Source organism: Hominenteromicrobium mulieris (assembly GCF_046197855.1).
GTDB classification, from domain to species: Bacteria; Bacillota; Clostridia; order Oscillospirales; family Acutalibacteraceae; genus Hominenteromicrobium; species Hominenteromicrobium mulieris.
Genome location: NZ_CP173188.1, coordinates 856,990 through 871,480, shown reverse-complemented (window position 1 = coordinate 871,480; position 14,491 = coordinate 856,990). Strand labels below are relative to the sequence as shown.

Annotated in this window: 13 protein-coding genes and 1 riboswitch; of the genes, 2 read left to right on the top strand and 11 right to left on the bottom strand. The window is 54.8% G+C overall.

The features are described from left to right. Positions 1–347 precede the first annotated feature (347 nt). The 6 genes from ACI0CA_RS04080 to ACI0CA_RS04055 all read right to left on the bottom strand — a co-directional run bounded on the left by ACI0CA_RS04080 (position 348) and on the right by ACI0CA_RS04055 (position 4,805). Positions 348–1,232: an SIR2 family NAD-dependent protein deacylase gene (locus ACI0CA_RS04080; RefSeq protein ID WP_308449079.1), complete on the bottom strand. Its 885-nt coding sequence runs from the start codon at positions 1,230–1,232 to the stop codon at positions 348–350. Then, a complete protein-coding gene (locus ACI0CA_RS04075; protein WP_343284813.1) occupies positions 1,186–1,956 on the bottom strand; it encodes a protein-ADP-ribose hydrolase in 771 nt (256 codons plus the stop codon). The genes ACI0CA_RS04080 and ACI0CA_RS04075 overlap by 47 nt, the downstream gene beginning before the upstream one ends. A 2-nt stretch (positions 1,957–1,958) precedes the next feature. Next, positions 1,959–2,567, bottom strand: a complete 609-nt coding sequence (locus ACI0CA_RS04070) for a 4Fe-4S binding protein (RefSeq protein WP_308449077.1) — start codon at positions 2,565–2,567, stop codon at positions 1,959–1,961. A gap of 4 nt (positions 2,568–2,571) precedes the next feature. Continuing rightward, entirely contained in the window at positions 2,572–3,186 is a 615-nt protein-coding gene (locus ACI0CA_RS04065; RefSeq protein ID WP_117918531.1) for an ECF transporter S component, read from the bottom strand. A gap of 74 nt (positions 3,187–3,260) precedes the next feature. Further along, positions 3,261–3,378, bottom strand: a riboswitch (FMN riboswitch). Positions 3,379–3,393: 15 nt separating this feature from the next. Continuing rightward, the gene (locus ACI0CA_RS04060) at positions 3,394–3,789 is read right to left on the bottom strand and encodes a pyridoxamine 5'-phosphate oxidase family protein (protein ID WP_308449076.1); all 396 of its coding nucleotides are present in this window, start codon (positions 3,787–3,789) and stop codon (positions 3,394–3,396) included. Positions 3,790–3,899: 110 nt separating this feature from the next. Beyond that, positions 3,900–4,805, bottom strand: coding sequence for a nuclear transport factor 2 family protein (locus ACI0CA_RS04055; protein ID WP_308449075.1), 906 nt, complete (start codon positions 4,803–4,805; stop codon positions 3,900–3,902). 220 nt (positions 4,806–5,025) lie between these two features. On the opposite strand from ACI0CA_RS04055, the gene ACI0CA_RS04050 reads away from it, so the two are divergent. Beyond that, entirely contained in the window at positions 5,026–5,349 is a 324-nt protein-coding gene (locus ACI0CA_RS04050) for a winged helix-turn-helix transcriptional regulator (RefSeq protein ID WP_117918533.1), read from the top strand. Positions 5,350–5,403: 54 nt separating this feature from the next. Here ACI0CA_RS04050 and rlmD read toward each other — a convergent pair whose 3' ends face one another. Together rlmD and ACI0CA_RS04040 are read right to left on the bottom strand one after the other, a co-directional pair. Continuing rightward, positions 5,404–7,035: a 23S rRNA (uracil(1939)-C(5))-methyltransferase RlmD gene (gene rlmD / locus ACI0CA_RS04045; protein ID WP_395506636.1), complete on the bottom strand. Its 1,632-nt coding sequence runs from the start codon at positions 7,033–7,035 to the stop codon at positions 5,404–5,406. 398 nt (positions 7,036–7,433) lie between these two features. Then, positions 7,434–8,408 (bottom strand): D-2-hydroxyacid dehydrogenase, encoded by a 975-nt coding sequence (locus tag ACI0CA_RS04040; protein ID WP_419051111.1) that lies wholly within the window; start codon positions 8,406–8,408, stop codon positions 7,434–7,436. Between the two features lie 381 nt (positions 8,409–8,789). Between ACI0CA_RS04040 and purF the strand changes: the two genes are divergently transcribed. Then, positions 8,790–10,229, top strand: a complete 1,440-nt coding sequence (gene purF / locus ACI0CA_RS04035; RefSeq protein WP_176821062.1) for an amidophosphoribosyltransferase — start codon at positions 8,790–8,792, stop codon at positions 10,227–10,229. A gap of 267 nt (positions 10,230–10,496) precedes the next feature. Here the strand turns inward: purF and ACI0CA_RS04030 are convergent, their stop codons facing one another. The 3 genes from ACI0CA_RS04030 to ilvC all read right to left on the bottom strand — a co-directional run bounded on the left by ACI0CA_RS04030 (position 10,497) and on the right by ilvC (position 14,485). After that, positions 10,497–11,675 (bottom strand): ATP-binding protein, encoded by a 1,179-nt coding sequence (locus tag ACI0CA_RS04030; RefSeq protein ID WP_446806533.1) that lies wholly within the window; start codon positions 11,673–11,675, stop codon positions 10,497–10,499. Beyond that, positions 11,675–13,330, bottom strand: a complete 1,656-nt coding sequence (gene ilvD / locus ACI0CA_RS04025; RefSeq protein WP_176821063.1) for a dihydroxy-acid dehydratase — start codon at positions 13,328–13,330, stop codon at positions 11,675–11,677. Before ilvD ends, ACI0CA_RS04030 begins: the two co-directional genes overlap by 1 nt. A 135-nt stretch (positions 13,331–13,465) precedes the next feature. Further along, positions 13,466–14,485: a ketol-acid reductoisomerase gene (ilvC, locus tag ACI0CA_RS04020; protein WP_308449147.1), complete on the bottom strand. Its 1,020-nt coding sequence runs from the start codon at positions 14,483–14,485 to the stop codon at positions 13,466–13,468. Between the last annotated feature and the right edge of the window lie 6 nt (positions 14,486–14,491).

Here is a 14,491-nt window from a genome sequence, read left to right as displayed (position 1 = left end):
TTTGTGTCACCTTGGTGTCACAAAATCCGCCTGTCCTACTGCCGCAGAAAAGTGTCTGTCAACCGCTATCTGCCCGTACAGCAGATGGCGAAGCCAGCCCCTTTCCCGCGTCAGCCGGAAGCAAAGGTATAACACACTAGACTTTGCAAGCAAAATCGTGTGCCAACAGGGATGCTCGCGCCCCTATTGGAAACCCTGCGTCAAAGGGGATTCCCCCCCTCTGAACACCCCATATTTTCTTCGCTGCGAGTACCCAAGCTGTAAAAATACAGTTTGGAACACCTGCTCAGAAAATGCAAAAGAAGCAGTTCTATCACACAATACGTGCGTGGTAGAACTGCTTTCTTTTATTGAATTGCAGCATCAGACAGGCTCTGCAAAACCTGTCCAATATCTGCATTCATGCAGATTGATCGTTGCTCAATTTCTTGAGGGCAAACTGCCTGACCTTGGTTGATGCAGGCGTAGGTAGCTTCTGGATTCTTGGCTGTCATCTGCCAGAAAGGGTACTTAATGATGACTGGGGTATTGTAGCCTACGCCTAATTCAAGGAAGAGAATTTTGCCACCCGTACGGGTACGGAGAAAATCCTCATACCGTTCTGCTGCTCTGTGCCAGCCCTCGTCCTCCACAAAGGTATCATCGCTGCGGAGGTTCATGGTCATGGGTTTCCCACAGTGGGGGCAGACCGGGAGCAGCTCTGACGGGATTTTCATGTCCTCCTGCCGTTTGACCATTTCGAGGATCACGGCTTCGTTATCAAAGGTTTCCTGACAGCACGGCTCACTGCACTGGAATAGGCCATAATCGCCCTGCGTGTAGAACAGCCGCTTCTTGTCAAAGCCAGCCTTCTGAAAGCAGTGATCAACGTTCGTGGTGATGACAAAATAATCCTTGTCCTGTACCAGCTTTAAGATGGCATCATAGACCGGTTTGGGGGCATCCATATAGCGGTTGATGTAGATGTATCGGCTCCAATACGCCCAATGCTCCTCCGGCGTGGCAAACGGGAAAAAGCCGCCGGAATACATATCTTGGATACCGTACTTTGCCGCAAAGTCGGAAAAGTATTTTTCAAACCGTTCGCCGGTGTAGGTGAAGCCCGCCGCCGTGGACAGTCCGGCTCCGGCTCCGATCACCACGGCATCACAGTCCTGTAATGCTGCTTTCAGCCGTTCCATCGGCTCAGAGCAGCTTTTCGTAGATGGCTTTGTCCAAATCCTTGAAAACATTGAAGATCACCTTCTTGACGCTGGTTTGCTTTTTGAGATATTCTTTGACCGTCCGAACCGCGATTTCTGCCGCCAGATCGTTTGGAAAATGAAACTCCCCTGTGGAAATACAGCAGAACGCCACGCTTTCCAGATCGTTTTCTGCCGCCAGCTCCAAGCACGAGCGATAGCAGGAGGCAAGCAGTTCTTTGTCCTCTTTGGTTACTCGACCGCTGATGATCGGACCGACCGTATGCAGCACATAGCGGCAGGGCAGATTAAACGCCGGGGTGATTTTCGCCTGTCCGGTGGGTTCGGGATAGCCCTGCTGTTCCATCAGTTGCTCACAGGTAAGGCGCAGTTCTACACCCGCAAAGGTGTGAATGGCGTTGTCAATGCAGCGATGGTTGGGAATATAGCAGCCGGTCATGCCGGAGTTTGCCGCGTTGACGATGGCATCGCACTTGAGCGTCGTAATATCGCCCTGCCAGAGATACAGCCCCGGCTGAATGGGTGTCAGGTCGGCAATATCCGTGATACCCTTTGCGGCGGTTTCGTCTTGCAGATAGGCGTCCTGCACTTGCAGAAAATCCGCACCAATGCGCACCGGTCTACGGACATTCATCAGCCCGCGCAGTAAAATATTCTGCCGCTCGGAATCCGCCGGGATGATCTGCTTCTGACAGGAGGGACGTTCGTTCAGCAGAGATTGTATGAGAAACAGTCTTTTTTCGCTCTGGTTCATAGTCAAACCCTCTTTTCGATAACCTGTTTAGGGCAGGTTTCCGCACACCGCCCGCAGTGCAGGCAGCGGTGCTGGTCGATGACCACCGGCTTCTTGGTAATGTCGATGCACTTCTGCGGGCAGACGGAGTAGCACAGCTTGCAGCCGATGCAGCCTTCGCCCACATAGTAACCCGGTGCTTCCTGTGCCGCTTTGCCGATGGTGAAGCTGTCCCGGACGATGTGTGCCGGGTCGCTGATGTCAAAATACTCCCCGTCCGCTTCGTACAAGCAGAACACCTCTAACGCACTGCGGGTATCGCCGGGATAGATGGACTGCATATAAGTGTTTTTCTCGAAAATCTCATCCAGCTTCTCGCTGCCGATATTCCTGATCTTGCCCCGCAGGGAGATCGAGATTTTGTCCTTTGTGGCGGACAGGGCGATGAAGCCTTGCTCCATGAGTTGGGCGTAGAACGCCTTGCCCTTGGCGGTGAGAAAATACACACCCTGTTCATCCCACAGCATCATGTCGATCACGCGGGTCTGGGGGTGGCTGTCTGCACCGATGGTGGCAATGGTGGTGGAGTGGATGCTCTCCACCAGCAGTTTCAGATAATCTTGTTTCGTCATACCGTCAACGTCCTTTCAGGATCGGCGTGAGCCGTTTATAGATCAGCATCGTCACGCCGCCGATGACGAGCCCTTTCAGCAGATTAAAGGGGAACGCATTGAACAGTACCACATCCAGCTTGGTATGGATAAAAGGCAGGAACTCGGCAAAGGAGGCAATGAGCTGATCCAGTGGCATAAAGTTCTCAAACAGCGGCAGCAGGATGAAGTAATTTGCCAGTGCTGCGGCGATACCCATAACGACGCTTGCAAGGACGCAGGCGGCCAGCGCAGTTTTCTTCGTTTTATGGCGTTTATAGATGAAACCCGCAGTGACCACATAGGCTGCGCCCATCAGGAAGTTGGCGATCTCGCCAATGCCTCCGGTGGAGGTGGTCAGAAGCTGCAAGGCGTTTTTGACAAGTTCAATCAGCAGACCGGAGAGCGGTCCAAAGGCAAATGCGCCGATGAGTGCAGGAAGGTCAGATAAGTCCATTCTCGCAAAGGACGGCGAGAGAGGAACGGGAAACTCCACAAAGGCCAGCAGATAAGCGACTGCGGACAGCATGGCGGTCATGGAGATGGTACGGACGGAAAGAACAGCGGTCTTTCTGCTTTTTTCGATGGAAACGGTATTCATGATTGCTCCTTGGAAAAGATATGCTGGGATTTGAAACAGCCCCACAGGACGGGTTTTCCTGCGGGGCTGCTTCCTCATATCTTCTTTCATCCGGACTATACCGTCGGTTACGGAATCTCACCGTATCGGGCGCTTTTGCGCTTCGCAGACTTTACTGCCGGTCAGGGATTTCACCTTGCCCCGAAGATGTTGAATTGAGAGAGTTTCTTAGAACTCGTAGGGAGGGTTGCCGGAGAAGTCAGCGATAACGCCGTGGGCATTATCCAGATAGAACACCTCAAAGATGGGGTTGGTGGACTCGCCGTACTGGCCCTTCACGATGGGGTTCTGGATGCACATTTCCTTGGCGGCCATGTTATTCTCGAACACAGCCTTGCCGTGCAGACGAATCCACGCATACTCCGGGCTGGAAACCGAAATTTCGATCTCCGGATTTTCCCGCATATCCTTGTAGACGTCCTTGGTGTTGTTGGTGCAGAACCACAGCTTGCCGTCCAGCTCGCCCGCGAACATGAAGGGACGGCACTTTGCCTTGCCGTCACGACCGACGGTAGCAAGATACTGCACAGGGTTGGCATTCAGAAATTCTACGACTTTATTCATGATAAGTACCTCCGTAATTTGTTTTTTCTCTTGATGCTTTGATTGTAATGCGATTTGTACGACTTGTGAAGCACGCACAATATTGTGGTATGGTTACCTCCGGGTAACAATTAGAACTTGCCGTTCTGATTCTGCCAGGTGGACTGGTCTGCGATGGTCTCCATCACATCCCAATGCTCGGCGATCTTGCCATTCTCCACGCGCCACAGGTCATAGTAGCTGGTGGGTGTACCGCCGAAGGTACCCTCGCTGACGGCAAGGACGAAGTTACCCTCCGCCAGAACCATGTGGACTTCATCGTACACCATGGAAATGCCCTGCTCCGCCAGAGCGCCCAGTGCGGCATTCAGACCGGACACACCATCGGCAATGCCGCTGTTGTGCTGGATGTAGGCATCACCATCAAAGTAATCCGGGGTCTTATCGAGGTTGTTGCCCTGCATGACATCGTAGAGGAAATTCTTGACCAGCTCCCGGTTTTCCTCGGTCTTATCCAGATCCGTGACCTCCATCGTGCCGTCCATCTGGGTGTGACCGGAGGGATTCGGCTCGGCCAGCGCCGCCAGATTGTCCCAATGCTCGGCAATCTTGCCGTCTCCGTCAAAGCGGAAGATGTCAAAGGCGACCTGCTCACCGGCACCGGCAAAATTGTAAATCGTCTGCAAGAACACCTTGTCGCCGTCCTCAAAAGCACGGATGTTGTTCACAGTGGTTTTCACATCGGCGGATGCGAGATATTCCACGGAACCGATAAAGGCATCCGCACCGGTGCCGTATGCCAGATTGTGCTGGATGTAGCCATCCGCCAACAGGCTGCGGGCGGTGTCCGTATCGCCGGTGGCAAAGGTGTTGATGAGCGCCAGCGCCTTTTCGGTCTGGCTCTGCTCCTGCTGGACAGGTGCAGTCTGCTGGGTGTTTTCAGCGGGTGTTTTGGTAGCAGCGTCCTTGGAGCCGCAGCCGGTGAGAGCTGTGCCGATCATGGCAAGAGCCAGCGCGAGGGAAAGAATTTTTTTCATTTTGAGTAACCTCCTTGGTAATTGGGCTTGCTTTCGTTTGCCTCTGGCATTATAATAATGCCGTAGCCCCAATTCGTAAAGTAAGCACAATATTGTGCCGTAGTTACCAAATAGAAACTAATGGGTAGTTACCAGAAAGAAACGATTGCGCCGTTCCTGGGTTTTCCGGCAATTTGGCGCTTGAAAAAATTTTTATGGGAGGGATTCAAATATGAGCGAAATGACCGCAAAAGCCACTCTTCCTGCCTGTCCTGTGGAGACCACGCTGACCCTCATCGGGGATAAGTGGAAGGTGCTGATTCTGCGTGACCTGATGCCGGGAACGAAGCGGTTCGGGGAACTGAAAAAGTCCGTAGGCAATGTGTCTCAGAAGGTCTTGACCGCCCAACTCCGGGCGATGGAGGAAAACGGGCTTGTCCACCGTGAGGTCTACGCCGAAGTACCGCCGAGAGTGGAGTATTCGCTGACGGAACTCGGTAAAAGCCTGAAGCCCATTCTGGATTCCATGCAGGCTTGGGGCGAAGCATATAAGGCCAAACAGTAAAAAACCCGAAGCAGTACCTTTACCGTGCTGCTTCGGGTTTTCCTTATGTTGAAGTCAAATCATTCCAAAATGTTTCAACGCCTCCGTAATTGCCTTTTCCTTCTCTGGCGGGCACTGGGGCTGCTTGACGTTTTCAGACTTTGTCTTGTTGTAATTCTCACGCTCGATGATGCCGTACTTCTGCTTCACCTGTGCGATATACAGACTGCTGACCTTCAAGCCACTATGTTCAAGAACGTAATCCTTGATCTGACCATAGGTTGCCGTCCCTCTTTTATCCTGCACCAGTTCCTCAACATCCACATCAATGTTGATATGTACTGCCGGTTTTCTCAGAACTAACTGACATACCGTCTCCACATGCGCGGTACATGGGAACATATCGACGGGGGTGACGGCCTCAATATTATAGTCCTCGGCGGTAAACTGCTTTAAATCGCGGGCGAGGGTGGCGGGGTCGCAGGAGACGTAGACGACGCGCATGGGGCGCATGGCGGCGATGGTCGTGATAACGGCGGCATCGCAGCCCTTGCGCGGAGGATCAATGACGATGACATCGGGGCGCTCGCCGCGCTCGTAGAGGATGCGCGCGGCGTCTTTGGCGTCACCGCAAAGGAACTCGGCGTTCGTGACATGGTTGTGCGCGGCGTTTTTGCGGGCATTTTCAACAGCGGAGGGGATAATCTCCGAGCCGATGAGCTTCTTCGCGCGGCTCGCCATGGAAAGACCGATGGTGCCGGTGCCGCAGTAGAGGTCAAGCAGCGTTTCCGCACCTGTAAGCCCGGCGTACTCTGCGGCCTTGTTGTAAAGCGCCTCCGCCTGCGTGCGGTTCACCTGATAAAACGCGTGGGGCGAAATTTCAAACTCCAGCCTGCAGAGCGTATCGCGGATCGTGGGCTTGCCCCACAGCGTGCGCAGCTCGCGACCCAAAACGACATTTGTGCGCTCGCGGTTGATGTTTAACACAATGCCGGTAATTTCCGGCACAGCCTCGCGCAGCATTTTGACGAGCAAGTCTTCCCCGTGCAGCTTTGCGCCGTTCGCGACGATGCACACGAGCACCTCCCCGCTCTTTTCGCCGCAGCGCATGTAAAGGTGGCGCAAAACGCCGCTGTGCGCCGCTTCATCGTAGATGCTCTCCCCGCTCAGTTTTTGCCACGCGCGGAACGCTTCCGCCGCGCGATCAAATACCTCGGGCTGCAAAAGGCAGGTGTGCGTGTCGATGATACGGTGGGAATTCACGGCGTAAAAGCCCATCTGCATTTCGCCGTTTTTGGAAAGCCCGATGGGCAGCTGGCATTTGTTGCGGTAGCGCGTGCGGGACGGCGCGCCGAGGATCGGCTCCATGGGGATATTTTCAAAGCCGCCGATGCGCTCCAAGGCGTCGCGGACACGCTGCGTTTTGATCTTCAGCTCCGCTTCATACGTGATGTGGCGGTAAACACAGCCGCCGCACGGGCCTGCAATGGGACAATCCGGTGTGGTGCGATCGGGCGACGTCGTAAGCAGCTCCTCGAGCCGCCCGAATGCGTACTTTTTGAGGACTTTTACGACGCGCACGACGCAGCGGTCGCCCACGGCGGTACCGGGCACAAACACGGCCATGCCATCTGCGCGGCAGATACCGCTGCCCTCGGCGGTCATGGCGGTGATCTCCGCTTCAAACAAATCATTTTTCTTTATCATGGAAAAACCTCCGTCAAACACAAAATTCTCTTTTTCATGTATAAAGCAGAGAACATGCGGGTAATTTAAGGGTGAGATACGATTTCAAACGGCTTATGTGGAAGAACGCGTTCAATTTATATGTGCAAAGTATACACAAATTTTTATTTTGATTTGTGCGACAATAGCAAAAGGGAGATTGTTGCAGAAACCGTTGACAATCGATATTTCAGTCGCTATAATAGAGACATAACAAATGACAACGAGCTCTGCGGTAAACGTTACCGCGACTTTTCAATACAACTCCTCCCCAAAAGAGAGCAAAAGGCGAGATTCATTTCTCGCCTTTTGCTCTTTTCTGCATTACTTTTTACAGAAGGCTTTTGAAGTCTCCGCAAAAAGCGAAAAGAGCGGTAAAATCACGAAACGACGTTCTGCGGCGTGCCGTTCCGGAACGCTTTCAGGTTCTCGGCGACAGTCTTAATGAGACGGGCGCGCGCGTCTCGAGACGCCCACGCGATGTGCGGCGTGACGATACAGTTTTGGGCGGTGAGCAGCGGGTCATCCTTTTTCGGCGGCTCGTGCACAAGAACGTCAAGCCCCGCTCCGGCGATGCGGCCACTATTCAGCGCCTCGGCAAGGGCAGCTTCGTCCACAACTGCGCCGCGCGCCGTATTGATAAGGAACGCAGTGGGCTTCATCAGGTTAAGGCGCTCCGCATTCACAAGCCCGCGGGTCTCGTCCGTGAGCGGGCAATGCAGCGAGACGACATCGGCATTTTTGAAAAGCGCGTCGAGCTCCGCCCACTGATAACGCTCGGGCAGCTCCCGTTTCGTGCGGCTGTATACGAGAATTTTCATGCCGAGCGCCGCGCCGAGCTTTGCGACGGTCTGCCCGATATGTCCGAAGCCGACGATGCCGAGCGTTTTGCCGTACAGCTCAAACAGCGGGTGCGTGCTGTGGCTCATCGTTTCGGCCTTATCCCAGTCGCCGCCGCGGGTGGCGGCGCTTATTTTTTCGGTGTGATTGCACAGCTCCAAAAGCAGCGCAAACGCCTGCTGCGCGACGGTCTCCACGCAATAAAGCGGCACATTGCACACGGTGATGCCCAGTTCTCCTGCGGCTTTGACATCGACAGTATTATATCCCGTTGCAAGAAGGCCGATAAAGCGCAGCTTCGGTAATTTCTGCATGATTTCGCGGCTTATAACATTGCGGTTCAAGATAACAGCTTCGGCGTTCTTTGCGCGCTCCACGATTTCTTCGGGCTTAGTGGAGTCATACACGGTGACGCTGCCGAGCGCCCTGAGCGGCGCCCACGAGACGTCGCCGGGGTTTGTAGAGCCGCCGTCCAAAATAACGATATGCATAGCGAGGTCCTTTCTGTCTTTCATTTTTTATCCTACATGTAAAAATGTGTTATGGCTCTTTCTAACGGCCGTTTCTGACCGCCGTTTAAAAAACCTTTGATAGGGTTTCTTACGGCTGAACAGTCCCCCGGACTGTTCGGGCTCGTCGTTTCTTTCGCTTGCTATTATACCGCATTTTGTTTTTTGTTTCAACGATTTTGCGCGCCGTTTGTCAAAGGATTTTGTCATCCTCTACACATATTTGCAGTTTTTAAAACTTAGAATTGCAATTTCACAAAAATCCGATTATAATAATTCTGTTAAGCGGGAAACGTTTTCACGGCGTTTGCCGCCTGTGTATTTTCGGCAGATAAACTGAACACAAACAGCAGAATACCGCGGTTTGCGGAGGAACGGGGGACTTCTATGAACTACGATCGAACACCATTTGAAACGGACAAGCCCGGCGAGGAATGCGGTGTTTTCGGCGCATACGATTTTGACGGACACGACATTTCTTCTTCCATTTATTACGGATTATTCGCCTTGCAGCACCGCGGACAGGAAAGCTGCGGCATCGCCGTCAGCGACACCGAGGGCCCCAAAGGCAAGGTGGATTACTACAAGGACATGGGCCTTGTAAACGAGGTATTCGACGAGGAGCGTCTCAATCGCCTGCACGGCAATATCGGCGTGGGCCATGTGCGCTACTCCACCGCCGGCGCGAGCAATCGCGAAAATGCGCAGCCGCTCATCATCCACTATATCAAGGGCACGCTGGCCGTAGCGCACAACGGCAACCTGACAAATGCCGTTGACCTCCGCGAAAAACTAAAGTACAGCGGCGCTATTTTCCAAACAACCATCGATTCCGAAACGATCGCCTACTACATCGCACGCGAGCGCGTACAGACGAAAAACGTGCAGGAGGCCGTCAGCCGCACGATGGACAAAATTGAGGGTGCCTATGCCCTCGCGGTCATGTCCCCCCGCAAGCTGATCGGCGCGCGCGATCCCTATGGCTTCAAGCCCCTATGTATCGGCAAGCGCGACAACACGTATTTCCTCTCCAGCGAGACCTGTGCGCTTGACGCCGTGGGCGCGGAATTCGTCCGCGACGTAGAGCCGGGCGAGATTGTCACCATCACGCCGAACGGCATTCTCTCCGACAAATCGCACTGCCTCCCTGCCGAAAAGCAGGGGCGCTGCATTTTTGAGTACATTTATTTCGCCCGCCCGGACAGCCGCATTGACGGCATCAACGTGTATTCCGCACGTCTGCTTGCCGGCCGTTTCCTCGCGAAAGATTCCCCCGTGGATGCGGACATCGTCGTCGGCGTGCCGGAATCCGGCAACGCGGCAGCACAGGGCTACGCCATGGAATCCGGCATCCCCTACGGCACGGCATTCGTGAAAAACAACTACGTCGGCCGCACATTCATCAAGCCGAAGCAGAGCAGCCGTGAGTCCAGCGTACGCGTTAAATTAAATGTCCTGCGCGAGGTTGTCAAGGATAAGCGCGTCATCCTCATCGATGACTCCATCGTGCGCGGCACGACGAGCGACCAGATTGTGAACATGCTGAAAGACGCTGGCGCAAAAGAGGTGCACATGCGCATCAGCTCGCCCCCGTTCCTGTGGCCGTGTTACTTCGGCATCGATGTGCCGGAGCGCCACCAGCTTATCGCCTATAATCACACGGTCGACGAGATCTGCAAGGAGATCGGCGCAGATACGCTCGGCTATTTACGTTTAGAGCGTCTGCCGGAAATGGTGAACGGTCTCGGCATCTGCACGGGATGCTTTACGGGCGACTACCCCATTCCCGCCCCGGAAGAAGACATTCGCGGCGAATACGAAGCGTAACGCGTTTCTGTCGGTAAAAAGGCTCTGCTCACAAACGCGTGGTGGATTATCGTCATTCCCGGCGTGTTCCTCATCGCAACACTCCTTTGCATCACCAGCCTCGGCAGTACCCTGCAACCGGGTTCAAACCGCCGCCACAGCAATTTGTAAAATCAAATTTACCTGTATACACAAAAACGCTCCCGGCATAAAAACCGGGAGCATTTTTCATTTCGTGTTTTAGCAGCAAAGGTGTCGCTTCAAAAAGCAGTCTACTGTATAAGGTTTTTATTCCGCCTTGGAAAGCAGTCCGTCGATGAACTGACGGGCAAGTCTCGCGGAGCGGTTGCCACGCTCCAGCGCAAAGCGCTCGGCGAGCAACTCCAGTTCCTGCGTCGGCATATCGATGCCGTTTTCCTCCGCAAGGTGGCGCACGATGTGCAGGAACGTGTCCTTGTTCGGCTTGCTGAACGTCACGTGGATGCCGAAGCGCTCGGAAAGCGATGCAAGCTCCTGCATCGTATCGTTGCGGTGAATGTCATCGCCCTCACGGTCGGAGAACTTCTCCTTGATGATATGGCGGCGATTACTCGTCGCGTAGATTGCCACGTTCTGCGACTTCGCCGTAACGGAGCCCTCCAGCACCGCTTTCAGTGCATTGAAGTTATCGTCGTCCTTGAGGAACGAAAGGTCGTCGATGAACAGAATAAACTTCAGCGGGTTCGCAGAAAGCTCATCGAGAATTTTCGGGATCGACTGTAACTGATCCTTGCGCACCTCGATGATACGCAACCCCTCGCGCCACAGCGCATTGACGACGGCTTTCACCGTAGACGATTTACCCGTACCGGCGTCGCCCGTCAGCAAAATGTTCGCCGCAGGTTTACCCTCGAGCAGCGCCTTTGTGTTATCGATGATGATCTGGCGCTCGCGGGCGTAATCCACAAGGTCGGAAAGCTCCGTCTTGTCCGGATTGCTGACCGGCACGATCTCGGCATTCTCGCCAAGGTAGAACATACGGTTTTTGGCGTAAATGCCGTAGCCGTACTTGCCGATGTTCTCGGTGCGCTCTGTGTAGCACGCTTTAATGTCCGGCGCTTCGCTGACAAAGCCGGGTAAAAAGCCCCTATACTCCATCGCGCTGCGCAGCGTTTCCGGCGTGAGCTCCGCCGTCATCTGCAGCGTTTTAAGCTCTTCCAAAACGGTCTCGCGCAGGTAAGCGGGAATCTCTTCCTTTTTGCCCACGGCCTGCACGTAGACGTTCTCGCTGTTTTCGCAGATTTCGCGCACATACGCGCCGAGTATGCCGCCGTTTGCGCGGTACAGCGCAGAGACGAACGACGCATACAGCGCCGGGGACGGCTCTGCGAGATACTTACGCAGACTATTTATAACCGCATCTTCCTGTAATTCTTTGAACACCGCCAGCGTGGAAAGGCGGATGCTCAACTCCTGTAAACTACCCATCAGTTCAAAATCGCCCCCGAAGCACCGCTGGAGACCAGCGCCGCATAGCGCTTCAGGTAGCCGGAAAGCTCTTTCTTCTTCGGCACAAAGTTCTTCATGCGTTCATTGAGGACAGCCTCGTCCACCTTCAGCTCAATTTTGTTCTCCGGAATATTGATGCTGATGATGTCGCCTTCCTCCACAACGCCGATGGGGCCGCCGGAAGCCGCTTCCGGGGAAACATGGCCAACGCACGCGCCGCGCGTTGCGCCGCTGAAACGGCCGTCCGTGATGAGCGCCACGCTGTTGCCGAGACCCATGCCCATGATAGCAGAGGTCGGGTTCAGCATCTCGCGCATACCGGGGCCGCCCTTCGGACCCTCATAGCGGATGACAACGACGTCGCCCGGTACGATCTTGCCCGCGTTGATGGCCGCCTGTGCGTCCTCCTCGCTCTCAAACACGCGTGCCGGGCCTTCATGCACAAGCATCTCCGGCAGAACGGCAGAGCGCTTTACAACGCTGCCCTCCGGCGCAAGATTACCGCGCAGCACGGCGATGCCGCCGGTCTGACTGTACGGATTCTCAATGGGACGGATAACGTCGTGGTTCAGGTTCACGCAATTCTTGATGTTCTCGCCGACGGTCTTGCCGGTCACGGTTATGCAGTCCGTGTGCAGCAAACCCTTTTTGCTCAGCTCATTCATCACAGCGTACACGCCGCCCGCTTCGTCAAGCTCTTCAATGTACGTTCTGCCCGCCGGTGCCAGATGGCACAGGTTCGGGGTCTTTTCGCTGATCCGGTTTGCGATGTCGAGGTTGATCTCGATGCCGCACTCGTGCGCGATGGCCGGCAGATGCAACATACTGTTCGTAGAGCAGCCGAGTGCCATATCGACCGTAAGAGCGTTCATAATGGCGTCCTTCGTCATGATGTCACGCGGGCGAATATTCTTTCTCAGCATATCCATGACCGCCATGCCTGCGTGCTTTGCAAGCTCGATACGTGCGGAGTATACCGCCGGGATGGTGCCGTTGCCGCGCAGACCCATGCCGAGGGCTTCAGTCAAGCAGTTCATGGAGTTTGCGGTGTACATGCCGGAGCAGGAGCCGCATGTCGGGCAGGTCTTGCACTCATATTCGCGCAGCTTTTCTTCGGTAATCTTACCGGCGTTGAATTCGCCCACCGCCTCCGAAATGGAGGAGAAGCTCGTTTTTGCACCGTCTACGTGGCCCGCAAGCATCGGACCGCCGCTGACGAACACCGTCGGCACATTAAGGCGCGCCGCCGCCATCAAAAGACCCGGCACGTTCTTGTCGCAGTTCGGCACCATGACGAGCGCATCAAAGCCGTGTGCCAATGCCATGGCTTCGGTGGAATCCGCAATGAGGTCGCGCGTGACGAGCGAATACTTCATGCCGGTGTGGCCCATTGCAATGCCGTCGCATACCGCGATCGCCGGGAAGACAATCGGCGTGCCGCCTGCCATCGCAACACCGATCTTTACGGCGTCCACAATTTTATCGATATTCATGTGGCCCGGGACGATCTCGTTATAGGAGCTGACGATGCCGACGAGCGGACGTTCGATCTCCTCCTCCGTGAGGCCCAGAGCATGGTACAGCGCACGGTGCGGCGCGTTCTGCGTACCGATTTTCAGAGAATCACTTTTCATTTTATTTCCTCGATCCGTGAAATTTTGGCTGTGGCGCGGCGTCCCACATGGAAAAACGCGCCGTGTGTAAATAGGGTTTAAGCCATAGAGGAAAACTCCCCTATGGCTATCCCCTTAAAACAGATTCCGTTCAAATCAGTTGTTGATGAGCTTATCCTCGTCGCTCCAGCTGTACAGCTTGCGGATATCCGCGCCCACAGCCTCGCTCGGATGCTCGGAAGCCAGCTTGCGCATTGCGTTGAAGTGTACCTGGCCGCCTGCGGAAGACATGTCGAGCAGGAAGTCCTTTGCGAAGGTGCCGTCCTGAATGTCCTTCAGGATCTTCTTCATGGTCTTCTTCGTCTCCTCGGTGATGATCTTCGGGCCGGTGATGTAATCGCCGTACTCTGCCGTGTTGGAGATGGAGTATCTCATGCCGGCAAAGCCGCTCTGGTAGATGAGGTCAACGATGAGCTTCATCTCGTGGATGCACTCAAAGTACGCGTTTCTCGGGTCATAGCCTGCCTCAACCAGCGTCTCGAAGCCGGCCTGCATCAGAGCGCAAACGCCGCCGCAGAGAACTGCCTGCTCGCCGAAGAGGTCGGTCTCGGTCTCGGTACGGAACGTGGTCTCCAAAACGCCTGCTCTTGCGCCGCCGATACCGAGTGCATAAGCAAGGCCGATGTCCCAAGCGTCGCCCGTTGCATCCTGCTCGACCGCGATGAGGCACGGTACGCCCTTGCCTGCCTGATACTCGCTTCTGACCGTGTGACCCGGGCCCTTCGGCGCGATCATGATGACGTTGACGTTCTTCGGCGGCTTGATGCAGCCGAAGTGAATGTTAAAGCCGTGTGCAAATGCCAGGGTCTTGCCCTCGGTCAGGTTCGGCTCAATGCTCTCTTTGTACAGTGCAGCCTGCTTTTCATCGTTGATGAGAATCATGATGATGTCCGCAGCCTTTGCAGCCTCAGCGCTTGTCATGACCTTGAGGCCCTGTGCCTCGGCCTTTGCCCAGCTCTTGGAGCCTTCATACAGACCGACGATAACGTCAACGCCGCTGTCCTTCAGGTTCAGTGCATGTGCGTGACCCTGCGAGCCGTAGCCGATGATGGCAACGGTCTTGCCTGCGAGCTTCTGCAGATCGCAATCCTGCTGATAAAAAATTCTTGCCATGATAAATTA

Excerpts from the sequence above, each read along its gene's own strand:
- ACI0CA_RS04050 (WP_117918533.1), top strand. The coding sequence starts at position 5,026 with ATGACCGCAAAAGCCACTCTTCCTGCCTGTCCTGTGGAGACCACGCTG.
- ACI0CA_RS04070 (WP_308449077.1), bottom strand. The coding sequence starts at position 2,567 with ATGACGAAACAAGATTATCTGAAACTGCTGGTGGAGAGCATCCACTCC.
- ACI0CA_RS04040 (WP_419051111.1), bottom strand. The coding sequence starts at position 8,408 with ATGAAAGACAGAAAGGACCTCGCTATGCATATCGTTATTTTGGACGGC.
- ACI0CA_RS04080 (WP_308449079.1), bottom strand. The coding sequence starts at position 1,232 with ATGTTTTCAAGGATTTGGACAAAGCCATCTACGAAAAGCTGCTCTGAG.
- ACI0CA_RS04030 (WP_446806533.1), bottom strand. The coding sequence starts at position 11,675 with ATGGGTAGTTTACAGGAGTTGAGCATCCGCCTTTCCACGCTGGCGGTG.
- purF (WP_176821062.1), top strand. The coding sequence starts at position 8,790 with ATGAACTACGATCGAACACCATTTGAAACGGACAAGCCCGGCGAGGAA.
- ilvD (WP_176821063.1), bottom strand. The coding sequence starts at position 13,330 with ATGAAAAGTGATTCTCTGAAAATCGGTACGCAGAACGCGCCGCACCGT.
- ACI0CA_RS04065 (WP_117918531.1), bottom strand. The coding sequence starts at position 3,186 with ATGAATACCGTTTCCATCGAAAAAAGCAGAAAGACCGCTGTTCTTTCC.
- ACI0CA_RS04060 (WP_308449076.1), bottom strand. The coding sequence starts at position 3,789 with ATGAATAAAGTCGTAGAATTTCTGAATGCCAACCCTGTGCAGTATCTT.
- rlmD (WP_395506636.1), bottom strand. The coding sequence starts at position 7,035 with ATGATAAAGAAAAATGATTTGTTTGAAGCGGAGATCACCGCCATGACC.
- ACI0CA_RS04075 (WP_343284813.1), bottom strand. The coding sequence starts at position 1,956 with ATGAACCAGAGCGAAAAAAGACTGTTTCTCATACAATCTCTGCTGAAC.
- ACI0CA_RS04055 (WP_308449075.1), bottom strand. The coding sequence starts at position 4,805 with ATGAAAAAAATTCTTTCCCTCGCGCTGGCTCTTGCCATGATCGGCACA.